This is a genomic window from Winogradskyella psychrotolerans RS-3 (genome assembly GCF_000427335.1).
Classification (GTDB): domain Bacteria; phylum Bacteroidota; class Bacteroidia; order Flavobacteriales; family Flavobacteriaceae; genus Winogradskyella; species Winogradskyella psychrotolerans.
In genome coordinates, this window is the sequence record NZ_ATMR01000180.1 from 1 (window position 1) to 20,687 (window position 20,687).

At 34.9% G+C, this 20,687-nt stretch carries 7 protein-coding genes and 2 pseudogenes; 6 read left to right on the forward strand and 3 right to left on the reverse strand.

Features of this window, described 5'->3' with window-relative positions; genetic code table 11:
* Positions 1-144: 144 nt before the first annotated feature.
* Positions 145-1,415: pseudogene (glyA, locus tag ADIWIN_RS16330) on the reverse strand (serine hydroxymethyltransferase).
* Between the two features lie 110 nt (positions 1,416-1,525).
* Here glyA and fahA point away from each other — a divergent pair.
* A complete protein-coding gene (gene fahA / locus ADIWIN_RS16335) occupies positions 1,526-2,818 on the forward strand; it encodes a fumarylacetoacetase (protein WP_020895966.1) in 1,293 nt (430 codons plus the stop codon).
* A gap of 85 nt (positions 2,819-2,903) precedes the next feature.
* Here fahA and ADIWIN_RS16340 read toward each other — a convergent pair whose 3' ends face one another.
* A complete protein-coding gene (locus ADIWIN_RS16340; RefSeq protein ID WP_020895967.1) occupies positions 2,904-4,589 on the reverse strand; it encodes an RluA family pseudouridine synthase in 1,686 nt (561 codons plus the stop codon).
* A 225-nt stretch (positions 4,590-4,814) separates the two neighbouring features.
* Between ADIWIN_RS16340 and ADIWIN_RS16345 the strand changes: the two genes are divergently transcribed.
* The 3 genes from ADIWIN_RS16345 to ADIWIN_RS16355 all read left to right on the forward strand — a co-directional run bounded on the left by ADIWIN_RS16345 (position 4,815) and on the right by ADIWIN_RS16355 (position 15,887).
* Positions 4,815-5,999 (forward strand): hypothetical protein, encoded by a 1,185-nt coding sequence (locus tag ADIWIN_RS16345; RefSeq protein WP_020895968.1) that lies wholly within the window; start codon positions 4,815-4,817, stop codon positions 5,997-5,999.
* A 745-nt stretch (positions 6,000-6,744) separates the two neighbouring features.
* Positions 6,745-8,946, forward strand: a complete 2,202-nt coding sequence (locus tag ADIWIN_RS16350) for a beta strand repeat-containing protein (RefSeq protein WP_040757633.1) — start codon at positions 6,745-6,747, stop codon at positions 8,944-8,946.
* Entirely contained in the window at positions 8,934-15,887 is a 6,954-nt protein-coding gene (locus ADIWIN_RS16355) for a DUF8693 domain-containing protein (protein ID WP_020895970.1), read from the forward strand. Before ADIWIN_RS16350 ends, ADIWIN_RS16355 begins: the two co-directional genes overlap by 13 nt.
* Before the next feature lie 191 nt (positions 15,888-16,078).
* Here the strand turns inward: ADIWIN_RS16355 and ytxJ are convergent.
* A pseudogene (ytxJ, locus tag ADIWIN_RS16360) lies at positions 16,079-16,466 on the reverse strand (bacillithiol system redox-active protein YtxJ).
* 555 nt (positions 16,467-17,021) lie between these two features.
* Here ytxJ and clpB point away from each other — a divergent pair.
* Together clpB and deoC are read left to right on the forward strand one after the other, a co-directional pair.
* Entirely contained in the window at positions 17,022-19,628 is a 2,607-nt protein-coding gene (gene clpB / locus ADIWIN_RS16365) for an ATP-dependent chaperone ClpB (RefSeq protein WP_020895972.1), read from the forward strand.
* A 382-nt stretch (positions 19,629-20,010) separates the two neighbouring features.
* A complete protein-coding gene (deoC, locus tag ADIWIN_RS16370) occupies positions 20,011-20,673 on the forward strand; it encodes a deoxyribose-phosphate aldolase (RefSeq protein ID WP_020895973.1) in 663 nt (220 codons plus the stop codon).
* Positions 20,674-20,687 lie beyond the last annotated feature (14 nt).

A 20,687-nucleotide genomic window follows, 5' to 3' on the forward strand; every position in this document is an offset into this window, starting at 1 on the left:
TATATATATATATATATATATATATATATATATATATATATATATAATAATAATAATAATATATATANNCTTTTTTTATTAAGATTTAACAGGTTTTGACTTCGACTGCGCTCAGTCATCAACATCTGTTAGGTTAATACTATATTAGTTAAATAATGAGCGTCCACCCATTAGTGCATTTACTTTTTCTGCAATACCTGCTAATACCGTTTCATTGTCATGATTTTTAAGAGCTTCATCCACTAAATCTACAATGTATGGCATATCGCTTTCTTTTAAACCTCTCGTGGTTACTGCGGCAGTTCCAATTCTAATTCCAGAGGTTACAAAAGGAGATTCAGTATCAAATGGCACCATATTTTTGTTCACGGTAATATCAGCTTTTACTAAAGCGTTTTCAGCATCTTTACCTGTAATATTCTTGTTTCTTAGGTCAATTAACATCATGTGGTTATCAGTTCCACCAGAAATTAAGTTATAATCTTTTGCAACAAATGCTTTAGCCATAGCAGCTGCATTATGTTTTACTTGTAACATATAATGCATAAAATCATCCGTTAATGCTTCACCAAAAGCAATAGCTTTAGCAGCGATAATATGTTCTAATGGTCCACCTTGGTTTCCTGGGAAAACTGCAGAGTCTAATAAGCCAGACATTTTACGGAGTTTACCGTTCTTTAAAGTAATACCGAATGGGTTATCAATATTTTCACCCATCATAATCATACCACCTCTTGGTCCTCTTAAAGTTTTATGTGTTGTTGTAGTCACAACATGGCAATGCGGCATTGGATCATTTAAAATTCCTTTTGCGATTAATCCTGCAGGATGTGAAATATCGGCTAATAAAACAGCTCCAACACTATCCGCTACCTCTCTAAACTTCGCAAAATCCATATCACGAGAATAGGCAGAAGCACCAGCAATAATTAATTTTGGTTTTCTTTTTGAGCTTGGTCAGCTAACATATCGTAATCAATAAGACCTGTATCTTTCTTTACACCATAAAATGTAGGACGGTATAATTTACCCGAAAAATTAACAGGAGATCCATGAGTTAAATGTCCACCATGAGACAAATCAAATCCTAAAATAGTATCACCAGGACTTAAACACGCGTGATATACAGCTGTGTTTGCCTGACTTCCAGAATGTGGTTGTACATTAGCATAAGCAGCACCAAATAAGGTTTTAGCACGATCGATAGCAATCTGTTCTACCTCATCAACAACCTCACAACCACCATAGTAGCGTTTACCAGGATAACCTTCGGCATATTTATTAGTCAATACAGAACCTGCAGCTTCCATAACTTGGTCGCTAACAAAATTTTCTGATGCTATTAATTCTATGCCATCAATCTGGCGTTCTCTTTCGGCTTTAATAAGTTCAAATATTTGTTCGTCGCGTTGCATAAATAAAGTGTTTGTTAAATCATTGCAAAAATAGTGAATACATTAGTTTAAATATCAAAAATTATGTAGGTTTGAATGAATTTAATGAACAATTAATCAACAATAACTCTATGCCATTATCCGCTAACAATCCAGATCGTACCTCATGGTTACATGTCGGTAAAAATTCAGATTTTCCAATTCAGAATATTCCTTTTGGTGTCTTCTTAACTAGAGATGATATTATAACGATCGGAACGCGTATTGGCGATACTGCAATTGATCTTGGTGCTTTACACCAATTGGGTTATTTTGAAGGGATTCCGTTAACGGATGATATCTTTCTTCAAGATACTTTAAACGATTTTATAGCAGATGGTAGAAAAACTTGGCGTTTAGTTAGAAACAGAATCGCTGAGATTTTTGAGGCTGAAAATGAGACCTTAAAAAATAATAATCCACATAAAGAAACTATATTGTTTCGTTTAGATGAAATTGAAATGCAATTACCAATACATGTTGGTGACTATACAGATTTCTACGCTAGTAAGGAGCACGCTACAAATGTTGGTACCATGTTTAGAGATCCTGAAAATGCATTAATGCCAAATTGGGTGCATATGCCAGTTGGGTATCATGGACGTAGTTCTTCTATAATTCCTTCAGGAATTCCTATTCATCGTCCACAAGGACAAACATTACCAGAAGGGGCTGATAAACCTATTTTTGGTCCTTCAAAATTAGTGGATTTCGAATTAGAAATGGCTTTTATCACAACTGATGCTAATGATTTAGGAGAACCTATTCCTATTGAAGAAACTGAAGAATACATCTTTGGATTGGTTTTATTTAATGACTGGTCTGCAAGAGATATTCAGAAATGGGAATACGTACCATTAGGACCATTTTTAGGAAAAAGTTTCGCGTCATCAATGTCTCCATGGATTGTGACTTTAGATGCTTTAGAACCTTTTAGAACAGAAAGTCCTAAGCAAAATCCTAAACCTTTAGATTATTTACAAACTAAAGGGAAAAAGAGTTTTGATATTAATTTAGAAGTTGGTATTCAGCCAAAAGGTGCTAAAGAAGCCGTGGTTAGTAAATCGAATTTCAAGTATATGTATTGGAATATGGCTCAGCAATTAGCACATCATACAGTTAATGGTTGTCCTATAAATTCAGGTGATGTTATGGGAAGTGGAACCATTTCTGGTCCAACACCAGATTCTTATGGTTCTATGTTAGAATTGTCATGGAAAGGTAGCAAACCATTAAAAATGAAAGATGGCACAGAACGTAAATTTATTAATGATTACGATACTGTAATTATGAGAGGTTACTGTGAGAATGATGGTACACGCATAGGTTTTGGCTCTGTAAAAACACAGTTGTTACCTGTTTTCAACCCGAAGAAAAAGAAATAATTATAAACTTATTTATATTGAAAGAAGACTAAAGTTAAATTACTTTAGTCTTTTTTTGCTTTAAATTGAACACTTTAAACTGATTCTAAAAAGGAGCTTCACAACTAAAACTTACCCACTCGCGTTTCACAGGATGCTCAAAACTTAAAGTTTCTGCATGAAGATGTAAACGATTTGAAACCGTTCCATACAGATCATCTCCAACAATAGGTCTATTTAAACCTTTATAATACGCTGCATGCACACGTAATTGATGTGTTCTACCTGAAATCGGATAAAAATGAATTCTGGTTTTATTATCAGTAACCTCAACAATCTCATAAGTCGTGGTGGCTTTTTTACCGTGTTCGTAACAAACTAATTGCCTTGGTCTGTTATTTAAATCTACTCTAAGCGGTAAATTGATAGTTCCTTTTGTTGTTTCTAAAGTGCCATCTAACACCGCAACGTAACGTTTTTTTACGGTGCGATTAATAAATTGTTTTTGAAGTTTTTTGTGCGTTCGTTCATTTTTTGCTACCAATAATAAGCCTGACGTAGACATGTCTAAACGATGCAGTAATAAAGGGCCTGTTGCATTTGGTAAGTACGCTTGCATTCGTGTTAAAACGGAATCTTTAATCGTTTTTCCTGGTACTGATAAAAACTCATGTGGTTTATTAAGAACTAGCAGAAAATCATCTTCGTAGATAATCTCTAGTTCACCATCAAACTTGCCTGCAGATTCTATAGGGTTGGGTTCAACATCTAAACCTTGCATCATGTGGCCTAAGATAGGTTCGCATCGACTACGACAAGAAGGATAAAATTGTCCATGTTTTCTAACTTCTGCTGTTGGTGAAATTCCCCAATAAAATTCTGCCATAGCAATAGGCTTCAAGTAATGTTCGTAGGCATACTGAAACAATTTAGGCGCAGCACATTCTCCAGCTGCAACAGGTGCTTTACCTAGATCTGTAGCATCAAAAATGGTAATTAAATCTTTCGTTTCACCCTTAGCATTTAAGAATTTATATTGCTCGTGAATTTGCTTTTGTAAACTTGCTGATAGTGTTTTTCGTTCTAGTTTTAAATTTTCAATTGGCTGAATTAACTCGGCTAAATGTTCCTCTGCCTTAATTACGTCTGCTTCTATGCTTAACTTTAAGTATTTTAAATCAATATTATTTTGAATGCTTTCTTGCTTCAAGTTTTCAAAAAATACTTTCTTTTCTAAATCAGAAAGTTTACCCTCTGCTTCTACCCTACGCTGTTTTCTTAATTGCTTTTCAGCTTTTGCTCTCTTTTTAAAGTCTTCAAGCTTTTGGGTGGTTTCAAGTTTTGTCTTTTCTAAATCTAATTGGGCTTTTTCTAATTCCAGATTTTGCTCTAAACTTTCAATTTCAGCTGTCAAACTATTTACATGTGTTTCATTTTTCTTGTAAAAACCATCTTTATGTAATGTATCATAAACTGGTGGTACAAATCCTTCAATATGATTACTTTCTGCTAATTTCCCTGAAAATGCAGTGATGAAACCAAGTTGCCCTTCTGTAGTTTTAACAATCATAACCCCAAACATCTTTCCGATTTTTGAACCTTTCTTGCTGTCGTCTAGTCCAAAATTGTGTTCAAAATCTGTTTGAAAATTTAAATACGCTTTAACCTCATCTGCAGCAGCAATACAAAGTGAATGTGGAGTGTAATAAAACGGAAAGGTGAATTGTTTAGGAAGTGCTTCCGAAAAATAAGATTCTATAGCGTGAAAACATCCGTTTTCTTTATGAAACATGGGTCTTTTATTGATTTGTAAAGAAACAAAAATCTTTAATGTCAATCAGAAAGATTCTAATTTTTTTTGGATTTGTATAGAGACGCAGTTGTACTGCAAAGCCTTTCGACTCATTAATTTACCTTAAAAGCTTTCGAGATAAAAATCATTCTAAGTCTCAAAAGTTTTTTTACTTTGGCATCATAATTGAAATTACAGATTTATAACCACAAAAAACACAAGATTATGAAAAAATTTTTACTCTTATCAGTCCTTGTTACGGTACTCGTATCTTGTAGTGCCAAAAAACAAATTGAAAGCGCCATTAGCCAGGGAAATTATGACCACGCTATTTCTGAAGCTTTAGAAAAATTAGAAAACAATAAAGATAAAAACCGAAAGCAAGATTACATTGTGATGCTAGAGGATGCTTATAATAAAGTTTTAGAGCAAGATTTACAAACTATTAAACATCTAAAAAAAGATGGTAACCCTGAGCAATATAAAACCATTTATAATATCTATTCGGATTTAGAAGCGCGGCAAACTGCTATAAAGCGTGTAATGCCTTTACAAGTCAATGGAAAAACTATAAATTTTAAATTTAAAGATTATAGTAATGAACTTGTTGATTACAGGTATAAAACTTCTGATTATTTAATTAATCAAGGTATCACACTTTTAGATTCTAATGATAAGTATAATGCAAGAGAAGCGCATGATATATTTAGTTATATAGAACGTATAAATCCAAATTTTGAAGAAAACAGAAGCTTAATTACAGAAGCGCATCAAAAAGGAATGGATTATATATATGTTTCTATACAAAACCACACGCAACAAATTATTCCGCAACAATTAGAAGCTGAATTATTAGATTTTAATACCTATGGCTTAAATCAATTCTGGACGACATACCATACTAATACAGACAAAGCTATAAACTATGATTTTGCGATGCAATTACAATTAAAGCAAATAAATGTATCGCCAGAACGTATTAATGAGCGTCAAGTATTAAGAGAACAGAATATTGTAGACGGATGGGAATATCAATTAGATAGAGCAGGAAATGTAAAAAAAGATAGTCTTGGTAACGATATTAAGATTGATAAAATCATAAATGTAAAAGCACGCCTACTTGAAGTTGTACAGACTAAATCAGCTCAAGTCATTGCTGATGTGGTTTATACAGATTTAAAACAAAACCAAACTATTGACACATTTACAATAGATAGTGGCTATATTTTCGAAAATATATTTGGAACTTATAAAGGAGATGAACGCGCTTTAAATAAAAATGACAGAAACCTCATAAGACAAAGACAAATTCTATTTCCAAGTGATGAACAGATGGTATATGATACCGGTGAAGATCTTAAATTAAAACTAAAGGACATCATTAGTTCTTATAGTGTTAGAGGAAGTTAATTTTTGTTTCTATTTCAAAGTAAAACTCTCATACAAGCATATAAATGCTCTAGTATGAGAGTTTTTTTATGCTTTATTTTTCAAGATTCTATAAAAGTTAAGGCCTCTAAGTTGCCATTTTAATCATCAAAAACAACATAACCTACTTAATTACAACGTCTTCGTTTAAAGATGATTATTGCGCATTGACGATTTTATATAAGCTGAAACAATTTTAAATTTATATTTGTTTATCCCTATTTTGTTAATGGCAATTGTAGATTAAAAGTTTAATAATTAAACTTTTACAAAATTTATATTGTAGTAAACGAAGAACAATCAGTGCTATAAAGAATGATAACCAAAATGCTTCATTTTTGATGTTTTTAAAAGAGATAACAACTTAATCACAACAAAAATTAAGTCTTCTTAAAACTAAATAACAAAAAAAGCATCTATTTTCTATACGCACAATTTTGGTATTCTTCGGGTAGAGGAAACAGGTTTAAAATAATAAAATCACTTGTAAAATCTAATGAATTTTGGTGTATAGCTCCAACTCGTTTACTTACTTTTAACTACAAAAAAAAACACTTTGTCGCATTTAAACGCGTTTTATCGATGATTTTGTTTGTGAATTTCAATTTAAAATATATATTTGCTCATTCCTACTACGCTAATAACTAATAGTTCGCGCTATAAAATAAACGCGCTAAACATTACCCCCTAATAATGTTTTGTTTTTTAAACACTAAATATTGCTGTTATGAAAAATCATTACTTAAAGGTTTTAACTCTTGTTTTCTCATTAATTTTTTATTCGAGTTTTTATGCTAAAAATGAATCAAGTATTGACGACTCATCAGAAGCAAATATAGATTTGCTTTATCGATTAGCTTCTAGGGATTATACCATAGGCACAAATACTAGAGCCGAAGTAGATCATAATGCGAATAATATTTCCGATTTCACAATACATAATAGTAATATTGGTACAAACTTTACAGCTACTTCTAAAGTAGATGACCCACCAATGGCAGAATGTGTTACTACCTTAACAGTCCAATTAGATCCAACTGGTAATGCTATTATAACTGCAGCGGATATTGATAATGGCTCATCAGATGATTTAGACACTCTTGCAATAGGTACTGATATTATAATTGATATAGCAACTTTTAATTGTTCTAATATAGGAACACCAGTAACGGTAACTTTATCTGCGACAGATTCACTTGGTCAAACAGATACTTGTACAGCTACTGTTATAGTCGAGGACAATATTCAACCTGTTCCTGATGCTGCTGCGCTTACTGATGTAACTGCAGAATGTGAAGTCATTTCTTTAGCCTCACCAACGGCTACTGATAATTGTGGTGGAACAGTAACTGTAACTAATGATGCTACGCTTCCGATAACTTCTCAAGGTACAACTGTAGTCACATGGACATACGATGATGGTAACGGAAATACGTCTACGCAAACACAGAATGTTGTTATTAATGATATCACGGCTCCAGCTCCCGATGCTGCTGCTTTAGCTGACATCACCTCAGAATGTATAGTCACTTCATTGACTACTCCAACGGCTACTGATAATTGTGGTGGAACAGTAACTGTAACTAATGATGCCACGCTTCCGATTACTGCTCAAGGCACAACTGTAGTCACATGGACATACGATGATGGTGACGGAAATATATCTACTCAAATTCAAAATATCGTTATTAATAATATCACGGCTCCGGATCCTGATGCTACTACTTTAGCTGACATCACCTCAGAATGTGAAGTGAGTTCTTTAACTGCTCCAACCGCTACGGATAATTGTAGTGGACTAGTAACTGTAACAAATGATGCTACCCTTCCTATTACTGCTCAAGGTACAACTGTTGTGACTTGGACATATACGGATGTTATCGGAAACACTTCTACGCAAACACAAAATGTTATTATTGATGATAATACTGCGCCTGTTACTGACCTTGCAATCTTAGCTGATGTGACTGACCAATGTGAAGTCAATTCATTGACTGCTCCAACCGCTACGGATAATTGTGGTGGAACAGTTACTGTAACAAATGATGCTACGCTTCCTATTACTGCTCAAGGCACAACTGTTGTGACTTGGACTTATACTGATGTGAATAGTAATACGTCTACGCAAACTCAAAATGTGTTTATTACAGATACGACTGCTCCTGTTCCTGATGCTGCAACCTTAACTGACGTTACGGATCAATGTGTAGTCACGTCGTTAACCGCACCAACGGCTACTGATAATTGTGGTGGAACAGTTACTGTAACAAATGATGCTACGCTTCCTATTTCGGCTCAAGGTACAACTGTTGTGACTTGGACTTATACTAATGTGAATAGTAATACTTCTACGCAAACTCAAAATGTGGTTATTACAGATACTACTGCTCCTATTCCTGATGCTGCAACCTTAACTGACGTTACGCATCAATGTGAAGTCACTTCTTTAACTGCTCCAACAGCGACTGATAACTGTGGTGGAACCGTAACGACAACTCATGATGCTACGCTTCCGATTACCACTCAAGGCACAACTATAGTAACTTGGACATATGATGATGGTAACGGAAATACATCAACTCAAACTCAAAATGTAATTATTACAGATAATACAGCACCAATACTTACAGCTGCACCTTCAGATATCACTGTAGTATGTGTTACTAACGCACCTGCGATGATAAGCTTAGCTTGGACAGATAATTGTGATGCTGGCGGTAACATAACTGGTGTAGACTCTATTTCAGTTGGTGGTACATGTGGAGGAACTATTACCAGGACTTGGAATATTACCGATTCAAGTGGTAATGCTGCGATTACAAGAACGCAAATCATTACTATTAATGACAACGTTGCTCCTTCACTAGCTGTTGCTCCTGCTGATGTTACCGTAAATTGTTTTCTGACATTCCCGCTATGGCCAACCTAGCTTGGACAGACAATTGCGATACTGGTGGAAATATAGCTGGTACAGATTCGGCGCTATCCGGAAGTACACATAACGGAACAATTACAAGAACTTGGAATATAGCTGATGCTTGTGGTAATAATGCAGTAACTAGAACACAAATCATTACTATAATCGACGCAACCCCGCCTACATTTACGTCATGTCCTGTAAACTTGACTTTAGATAATGACCCTACACTTTGTTCTGCTGTAGCTAATTTTACGATTCCAACAGCAACTGACAATTGTAGTATAGTAACAGTGGTACAAACAGATAGCACTGGTTTAACTTCTGGTGATGATTTTCCGGTTGGAGTAACAACTCTAGAATTTACAGCAACAGATCAGAACGGAAACAGCTCCGTATGTACTTTTACAGTTACTGTTATAGATAGTGAACCTCCTACAATTATATGCCCTGCTTCTATAATTGTAGATGCAGATATTTATTGTGAGGTCTCTTCAATTCCTGGTTTAATACAACCTACAATGGATGATAATTGTGGAAATACTTACAACATCATTAATAATTTGTCATCACTGTATCCTTTACCTATTGGAAACCACTTTATAACCTGGACTGCGACCGATAGTGCAGGACTCACTACAACTTGTGATCAACTGATTACAGTTGTAGACGTAACATCACCTGTAATCAGCTGTCCTTCAGTAGATCCATTTTACAATACAGATCCTGATCAATGTGATGCTACCTTGTCATTTACTGCAACTGCCACAGATGCTTGTAACGCATCACCGATTATAAGCTACGAAATTGATGGAACTCCTATCACATTTCCTTATACGTTTCCTGTAGGAACAACCAATATTGTTGCCATTGCAGACGACGGAACTTTAACCTCAACATGTAATTTTAACGTTGTTGTTGAAGATAACGAAGCGCCAATGACACATTGTAAGCCAATTAACGTAACTTTAGATGCATCGGGTAATGCTAGCATTGCTGAAGATGCAGTTAATAATATATCAACCGATGCTTGTGGTGGCTTAACTTTTGATACTGATATTACAGATTTTGATTGTTCTAACATTGGAGTTAATACGGTAGTTTTTACCGTAACAGATGCTAGTGGTAATACCGATACATGTACAACAACCGTAACTGTTTTAGACCAAGTACAAGGAGCAACAGCTTCTATCACTTCGAATCCTGTTTCACCAACTTGTTTAGGGGAATCTGTAACATTTACGGCTACTGGTACTAATTTAGGTGCATCACCTAGTTATCAATGGTATGTAGCAGGAACTCCGGTAGGTACAGATAGTGCTACGTACACGACTACGACTTTAGCCAATGGAGACGATGTCTATGTAGAGATTACGTCTGGACCTTGTGATACATTAGCCACTAGTAATACGATTATAATGACAGTAAATCCAATACGACCTGTAGAATTTACCTTAAACACTTCAGCAAATCCAGCTTGTTCGGGAGAAGATGTTGACTTTTTTATTACTGATTTAACCAACGGAGGGATAACACCAACATACCAATGGTACAACAGTCGTATAGGTCTTATTCCTGGGGCAACTAACGCAATTTACACTACAAGTTCACTTCTTGATGGAGATATAATTTCAGTAGAAGTAATTTCAGACCTTACTTGTGCTGATCCTATTCCTGCAACAGAGAGTGTTACTATAACAATAAACTCAGATGTTACTTTCAATTTAATAACTGGAAACAACATTCAAACCGTGTGTAATAGCACTTCATTGACAGATATTACTTACATAATTAATAATGCTACAAATGCATCTGTTACAGGTATTCCGACAGGGCTTAGTGGAAGTTATACAGGAGGGACATTTACTATTAGTGGTACACCAACACAAATCGGCGTATTTAATTATACTATTACACCTACCGGTTGTGGTAGTACTACAGCAACAGGTACTATTTCCGTTGGCCTAGATGCTACAATTAATTTAATTTCTCCTTCAGAAAATGAAAGTATCTGTAACAACAATTCAGATAATTTAAATTTGCAATTTCAATTAAATTCTGGTGCAACTGGAGCAACTTTAACTAGTTCACCTAGTTTACCTGCTGGAATCAGTGGTTCATATAATGCAGGAACTGGCATATATACTATTAGTGGTACAAGTAACCAACCTGGCTATTACAATTACACTTTAACAACAACAGGTTGTGGTCCAGGAGAATCTATAAATGGTTTAATAACAGTAAATGACGGTATCCCTAATCAACCAAATATAAGTGGTAATACTGCTTTTCTTTGTGTCGTACAACAAGCTACGTATACTGTTACTCCTGACCCTAATGTTGACACTTATAATTGGACTGTTTCAACTGGACTTTCTATAGTTTCTGGACAATCTACTAATGAAATTGTCATTGAGTTCAATCCTGGATTTAACCAAAATGAAACTATATCTGTTATAGCAACTAATGCATGTGGATCTTCAAGTGTAGACACTCAAAATGTATCTCTAAATTTCAACGTAACTAATATTGATGCTGGTGTTGATATTTATGTTTGTGCTGGAACAACATCGGTAGTTATGGATGGTGATGCTGGAGGATTAAATTACAACGAATGGACTTGGAGTGACAACGGAGCTGGAGGTTCATTTTCGACTGGATATGTTGGAGAAGTTTGTACAAGACCATGGTGGTGTTCCTGGTGTACTCCAACATGTACTGATGTTTATGATTATTCAGAAACGAGTACTTATACAATTCCTGCTTCAGCTCAACCAGGAGATATTATAACAATTAGTTTAGAGTCAACCTTTAGTTTTCCACCATGGTGTGATCCAATTGAAAGTACGATGCAAATTCATATTTTAGAAGAACCAGAAGCAGAAATAACTTCTTCAGAGGTTACGCTTTGCGAAGGAGACTCTACAAATATAACTTTTTCAGGTACTCCAAATGCTCAAATTAGATATAATGACGGTTCTGGCAATCAACCTTGGGTAACGCTTGATAATAGTGGTTTTACAACCGTTTCAGTTAACCCAACGACTACAACTACTTACACTTTAAATAGAGTAAGGTATCAATCGAGTACTTATCCAGGCAACAATAACTGTGGTACAAGTTTAAATGAAAGTGTCACCATAAACATTAACAAGCCTCCAACAGTTATTGTTCCTACTGACGTAACAATTTGTGAAGGTGAAAATGTTAACCTTTCTTCCAGTAATTTTAGTGGAACCAATGCTGTGGCGACTTGGAGCACTTCTGGAAATGGTACATTTAGTGGTCCACTATATACACCAGGAGCTTTAGATATTCTTAATGGTACAGTAACGCTAACCTACAACAACACTCCTAGTGATGGAATTTGTGATACTGTAAGTGATTCTATGACCATTACTATAAATAAATCACCATCTGTATATGCTGGTATTAATCAAACGATATGTGCAGATGGTTCTGTTACCCTTAGTGGTGTAATTGGTGGTAGTGCAAGTTCAGCAACATGGAGTGCTCCGAGTGGTAGTTTCTCTAGCACATCAGATTTAAACGCGACATATACACCAAGTATTACTAGTGGAACTGTTACTTTAACGTTAACTACAAATAATCCTTCAGGACCTTGTGGAGCAACAACTGATACGGTTCTAATCACAGTAAACCCAGCTGCTATTGCAGAAGCTGGTACAGACTTCACCGTTTGTAGCTCAGATAGTATTGTCCTTAATGGTGCTTTAAGTGGAAGCGCAACAAGTGGAACATGGTCTACAAGTACTGGCGGTACGTTTGGAAATGCTTCGGCATTAAACACAACGTATACCCCAAATGCAACTGATATTTCTAATGGAAGTGTAGCATTGACCTTAACATCAAATAACCCAGCAGGTGTTTGCAACCCTGGTGTAGATACTGTTGTTGTGACTATAAATGAAGCTGCTACTGTTGATGCAGGTGTCGATATCACAACCTGCTCTAGTAATCCTGTTGTCAGTTTAAATGCCACGTCAAATACACTAGGCACATGGTCTGGTGGTTCAGGTACCTTTAACACCCCAAGCTTAACAAACGCAGAATATACTTTAGGCGCAGGTGAAACCTCAGGAACAGTAACACTTACATTTACGACCCAAGATCCAGATGCATCAGGTCCTTGCAATATAGCTTCTGATACCGTAGTTATCAATGTGGAACCTTTTGTTAATGCTGATGTTGCTAATTTAACCACGATAAATGATTGTAGTGATACAACCCTTCAATTATATGGTTATGGTAGCTATGGCGATGGAACTTGGTCCGCAGTATCCGTGCCTTCAGGACGCCCTTATTCATTCTCTGATGTCAGCAATCCAAATGCTCAATTCTCAGGAGAAAGTGGCTCTGATTACACCATTACTTGGACTTATAATAATGCAGCTCCTTGCGTAGACGATACAGCGTCACTTACGGTAAGCTTACCTGATTGTGATACCTATATGACTTTTGATGGATCTGATGATAGTGTTAATTTTTCTAACAACTATAACTTAACTGGAAACTTTAGTATTGAAGTTTGGATTAAGCCAAATGTTATTAATAGTAGTAACATTCAAACAATTTTATCGAAACGAGATGCAGGTAATTTTGCAACTGGCTATGATTTACGTCTTCAGTATAATCATATTACATTCAGAGCTAATGCTGGTGGACTTACAGCCAACAATGTAATGGATGGAAAATGGCACCATGTTGCTGTTACATATAATGGTACTCGATATACATTATATATCGATGGAGATTTTAAAACTTATATGGACGCTTCTGGTCCTGCACCAAATGCCTATAATATGTTCCTTGGTGCCATGTATCGTCCAGGCGATACACCAACCAATTATTTTAATGGTTGGTTAGATGAATTACGAATTTGGGATACTGCCTTAACAGAAGAACAAATTCGCGATATGATGAATCAAGAAATTGAAAATCACAGTGGCTCGGTTCGTGGTTCTATAGTGCCTATAGATGTTTCAGGGTTATCGTGGAATGACTTATCAGCATACTACCAAATGAATCAAATTAATTCTGATATTACGGGAGGACACCTTATCGCAAATGTAGGGGGTATTGACGGTAAACTTAGAAACATGACAGCACATCAAATCGAATCGGCACCATTACCTTATCTAAGTTCTGGATCAACAACCGATTGGGATACTGCTAGTACATGGCAAAATGGATCAGACCTAATGATTCCTAATACGAATAGTGTGACTTGGAATATTGTAAGCACGCAACATAATGTAACATCTAACAGACCAACACAAGTCTTAGGACTTTTGGTAGATAATAATACATTAACCATTGCCGATGGTAACCCTATAACCGTAAGTAAATACCTAAAAATAGATGGTACTTTAGACTTAGAAGATGAATCACAACTCTTACAACCTACTGGAAGTATAGTTGATTTTAGTGGAACAGGTAAACTAGAACGTGACCAACAAGGAACTGGTAATAAATTCAACTATAACTATTGGGGAAGCCCTGTGAGTAACGCGGGTAGTGCAATAAATAGAACTTATGCTTTAGCATCGATTTTATATGATGGTATAACCCCTGTATCATGGACTACAAACAATGATGCTCCTGGCACAAATCCTGCAACTATAAGTAGCCGTTGGCTATATACTTACGCTAACTTAACAGGTGCTTATGCCGATTGGAACCGTATTAATGAAAATACTGGTATTAGTGTTGGATTAGGATACACTATGAAAGGTAGTGGAGTTGGAACTTCAGAGCAAAATTACACCTTTAGTGGTCAGCCAAATAATGGTATTATTACACACGCCATTAGTGCAGATAATGAAACGCTTTTAGGTAATCCTTATCCATCTGCAATAGATGCTCATACTTTTATTGATGACAATGAAACAGCGCTACTTGATGGATCTGCATTAATTTTCTGGGAACAAGCCCCAAACAATCCTAGTCATATTTTATCAGAATACCTCGGCAGATACTCTTACTTAACCAAAACGGGAGGTGTACCAGCAACTACACCCGTAGAAATAGGTGGAGATGGCGGTGGAACTGCTTCTAAGATACCTGGTCGTTATATACCGGTAGGACAAGGTTTCTTTGTTGAAGCTGATGGTGATGGAGGTACATTAGTTTTTAATAATGCGCAGCGTATCTTTAAGAAAGAAGGCTCGCAATCTATATTCTTAAGGTCTAGCAATGGTAACGAAGATTATGTTAACATTCCTAATGATGAAGAAAGTGTAATAAGACGTTTACGTTTTAACTTTACTACTCCTGAAGGTGCCGTGAGACATTTACTTTTAGGATTCACAACAGATAATGTTGCGACAGATGGTATCGATTACGGTTATGATGCACTAAACGCAGACGATTTTCCAAGTGATTTATCATTCTTAATAGAAGGACAAAACTATGTCATCCAAGGTGTTGGTGAATTCGAAGAGACCAAAGTATATCCTTTAGAAATGGTTCTTGGAGAACAAGGTAATATTGAAATAGGACTTACAGAACTAGAGAACTTTGACGACGCTATTGATGTCTATATTTTCGATGCTGCTGAAGGCACCTATACTCGATTTAATGACGTAAACTTCCAAATGAATTTAGAAGCCGGCACCTATAGTGATCGATTCTTCTTAGTATTCCAAGAAGATGTGACACTATCTACTATTAAGGAAGAGTTTAAAGATATTATGGTGAGATACCTACATGATACTGACGAAATTTATGTGAAGACACCTCCTTCTGTTGCCGTTAAACAGTTATACTTAATTAATGTCGCTGGTCAAACAATAGCATCTTGGAATACCACCAATTTACCAATGTCAGACGAAATTAAAATTCCTGTAAAACATATTTCTGAAGGTACTTATATCATTAAAGCAGAAACAAAAACAAGTACATTTAATAAGAAGATTATAATTAAATACTAATTATTAGAGATTAAAAAAATTAAAAAAACAAAAAGAGGCTATCTAAAAGATAGCCTCTTTTTAAATTAGGCGTAATCAAAAAACTCACACCTTTTATTTTTGAAGCATTTCTACTGTGAGTAACATGACAAATAACTAAAAAACAGATTTTTCAGATGTTGACGTTTTTTATTTCAAAATAAACAAAATCGTTATACTAACTTAGCTAAATCCATATCATTAATAGCACCATGAGACGCATGAGACACCACTACTCCATTCTTTATGACTATAAACTGAGGTGATTGATGCATCACTTGAAACTTATAACCAACTTCGTTTGAAACATCTCTAAAAACTCAACAAATCTAAATAGTATAAATCTACATCCATTTCTAAATCATATTCAGAAACAAATTGACTCATAACCATTCTACTAATTCCACAACGTGTAGAGTGTTTAAAAATTAATTGCGTTTTGGTTTTAGATTTATCTAGAATAGTATCTAATTGATCAATCGTATTTAAAGGTAACCAAGGTAACACCTTCTCTTCTTTTGGTTCGGACGAACCGCTAAATAGTTTATTAAAAATTCCCATATTATAAATGTCGTGTATAACTTAGAAACTTACAAGTCTTATTGCTTTATAAATTTAAAAGTATCTATTCCGCAACTTTCCAAGTCAAATTCATAAAGCAACCTTCTATTCCTAATCCTATATATCATAACTGACTTTACATTTTAAAAACTGAATCTAATCTTCTGATATCATACGACTATTTATATCGACTAGTTTAGTATTACATTTTCATTTTCAAAATAGTCATTTATAGTTTAAGTTGAAAAATAGCAGACAAAACAGCTTTAAACAACATTTTTTCCTATACCACAGCATTTTTCGTTTAAAGTTAAACTTAATTGAACTTCTTCTTTATAAGAGATTCTAAAATAGAATAGCTTGCAAACAGTCAAAACGTCACTTCAAAAAGCAGTAAATCAGTCATTTTGTCATTTTATTCTTACAAATTTAGATTGGTAAGATAATTGCCAAAGTATATATGAACACAACACTTAATTATATAATTTTAGTTTGGGTTTGGAAGTAGGAAATGATTCAATCGTCTTCACCCAACTTATATAAAAACATAATAAGATGAATTTTAATAACTATACCATTAAATCGCAAGAGGCCATTCAGCAAGCGCAGCAGCTCGCTCAAGGTTTTGGTCATCAACAAATAGAAAATGAGCATATTTTTAAGGCGCTCTTTAATGTTGATGAAAATGTATTGCCATTCTTACTTAAAAAGTTGAATGTTAATATTGCAATGCTTCAACAAATATTAGATAAAGAACTCGAAAGTTTCCCTAAAGTCTCAGGAGGCGATATTATGCTATCGAGAGAAGCCAGTAAAACGTTAAACGAAGCGGCTATCATTGCTAAAAAGATGAATGACGACTACGTTTCTATTGAGCATCTCATTTTGGCTATTTTTAAATCTAAAAGTAAAATCGCTCAAATCCTAAAAGATCAAGGGGTTACAGAAAAAGGCTTAAATGCTGCTATCGAAGAATTACGCCAAGGAGATCGTGTCACCTCTCAAAGTCAAGAAGAAACTTATAACTCGCTTAATAAATATGCGAAGAATTTAAATCAATTAGCACGAGACGGAAAGCTAGATCCTGTGATTGGTAGAGATGAAGAAATTAGAAGAATCCTTCAAATTTTATCTCGTAGAACCAAAAACAATCCAATTTTAGTTGGTGAACCAGGAACAGGTAAGACCGCTATTGCAGAAGGTTTAGCGCACAGAATCATTGATGGGGATATTCCTGAAAACCTAAAAGACAAACAGATTTTCGCTTTGGATATGGGAGCCTTAATTGCTGGTGCAAAATTTAAAGGAGAATTTGAAGAGCGTCTAAAAGCGGTGATTAAAGAAGTTACAGAAAGTAATGGAGACATCGTTTTATTTATCGATGAAATTCATACACTCGTTGGTGCGGGTGGCGGACAAGGCGCCATGGATGCAGCTAACATTTTAAAACCTGCTTTAGCACGTGGAGAATTGAGAGCTATTGGAGCAACGACTTTAGACGAGTATCAAAAATATTTTGAAAAAGACAAGGCTTTAGAACGTCGTTTTCAAATGGTGAAAGTAGATGAGCCAGATACCGAAAGTGCGATTTCTATTCTTCGAGGTATTAAAGAAAAATATGAAGCGCATCACAAAGTTCAAATTAAAGATGAAGCTATTATTGGTGCTGTAGAATTATCGCAACGTTATATTACCAATCGTTTTCTTCCAGATAAAGCCATTGACTTAATGGATGAAGCAGCATCTAAATTACGAATGGAAATCAATTCTAAACCCGAAGAATTAGATGTTTTAGATCGTAAAATTATGCAATTAGAAATTGAGCATGAAGCGATAAAACGTGAAAAAGATGAAACCAAATTAAAAAGTTTAAAGTCAGATTTGGCAAATCTTAAAGAAGAACGAAATGAGCTGAATGCAAAATGGATGTCTGAAAAAGAAGTCGTCGATAACGTTCAGAATATAAAAGAAGAGATTGAAAATTTTAAACTTGAAGCTGAACGCGCAGAGCGTGATGGTGATTATGGAAAGGTTGCAGAAATTAGATATGGAAAAATCAAAGATGCCACAGAGCAGCTTGAAAAATTCCAAAAAGAATTAGCAGAACAGCAAGGTACATCTCTGATAAAGGAGGAAGTTACTTATGAAGATATAGCAGATGTTGTTGCCAAATGGACTGGGATTCCGGTAACCAAAATGCTTCAAAGTGATCGTGAAAAATTACTAAAACTTGAAGATGAATTACACAAACGTGTCGTCGGACAAGAAGAAGCTATTGAAGCGGTTAGTGATGCTGTTCGTCGTTCTAGAGCAGGACTTCAAAATCCACATAAACCAGTAGGAACCTTCTTGTTTTTAGGAACTACAGGTGTTGGTAAAACAGAATTAGCAAAAGCATTAGCTGAATATTTGTTTGACGATGAAAATGCGATGACACGTATTGATATGAGTGAATATCAAGAACGCCACGCCGTTAGTAGATTGGTTGGTGCGCCTCCAGGATATGTTGGTTATGACGAAGGCGGACAATTAACTGAGGCTGTACGTAGAAAACCCTACTCAGTAGTATTGTTAGATGAAATTGAAAAAGCGCATCCTGATACATTTAATATTTTATTACAAGTACTAGATGAAGGTCGCTTAACAGACAACAAAGGTAGAATTGCAGATTTTAAGAACACTATAATCATTATGACCTCTAATATGGGAAGTGAGATTATACAAGAGCGTTTTGAAGCCACTAAGGATATTCCTTCAGCAATTGAAGCTGCAAAAGTTGATGTTTTAGGATTATTAAAACAAAGTGTAAGACCTGAGTTTTTAAATCGAATTGATGATATTATAATGTTTACACCTTTATCTAAAGAAAACATTTTAGCAATTGTAGGTTTACAACTAAAAGGTATTACTAAAATGATCGCAAAACAAGGCATTACGTTTGATGCGACACCAGAAGCAGTAAACTATTTAGCTGATAAAGGTTATAACCCAGAATATGGAGCAAGACCTGTAAAACGTGTGATTCAAAAAGATGTTTTAAATGAATTAAGTAAAGAAATATTATCTGGAAAAGTAACCACTGATAGTATTATTCTACTCGATGAATTTGATGGTCAACTTGTATTTAGAAATCAAGTTGATTTAATTGAAGAGACTATTTAAAACCGTGTAACATTATAGGTTTTAGATAGTCTTTATAATGGTTGGTTGGTTAAGAGCAACACAAGTTTCAAGCATTTTGAAAGGAGTGTTGCTCTTTCTTTTTAAACTTTTTTAATTTAAAAAATAGTTAAGTAAAAAAAATCCTACTTAATTAAGTTTCTATCGTCCTAAAAATTAAATAGTTTAAGAGTTATCAACAATTTTTCGACGAATGACATGATAAATTATTTTTTTAACCCGCCTTTTAACGGATAAATGATTAGTTTTGTCGAGCTATTTAATTCCAACACTACTTAAAATTTTTTAATTAATAACTAGTAATCCCTCTACGTTGTAGATAATTACTATAGCTAATTTATGTTATAACCCTACTTATAATACGATGAAATTGAATAGATACATAGACCACACTTTATTAAGTGCCGCTGCCACAGAAGCAGACATTTTGAAACTTTGCGAAGAAGCTTTAAAATATAATTTTTACTCAGTTTGTATCAACAGCTGTTATGTCCCAATCGCAAAACAAGCTTTAGGCCAATCTGAAGTTAAAATCTGTACCGTCGTTGGTTTTCCTTTAGGAGCGATGTCTACAGAAGCCAAAATTTTTGAAGCCAAAACGGCTATTGAACAAGGTGCAACAGAAATTGATATGGTCATAAATATTGGCCGTCTTAAAAGCAAGAATTATCTTGCTGTTCTCAAAGATATCAGCAAAATTAAAACTGCCATTGGCAATACAACGCTTAAGGTAATTCTCGAAATTAGTGAACTTTCAAAAAATGAAATCGTAAAAGCTTGTGAGATCTGTATAGATGCTAAGGCCGATTTTATAAAAACGTCTACTGGTTTTTCAAAAAGCGGAGCGACCCTTACAGCTGTCAAAATCATGCGTAAAACCGTACGAGATAAAGTTAAGATAAAAGCTTCTGGAGGTATTAGAGATGCAGAAACGGCTCAAAAATATGTAGATATTGGAGTCGACAGAATTGGAGCTTCATCTGGAGTTGCTATGATGAATAATCTAATGTCAAACGCAGCATATTAATTAAAACACTTTGC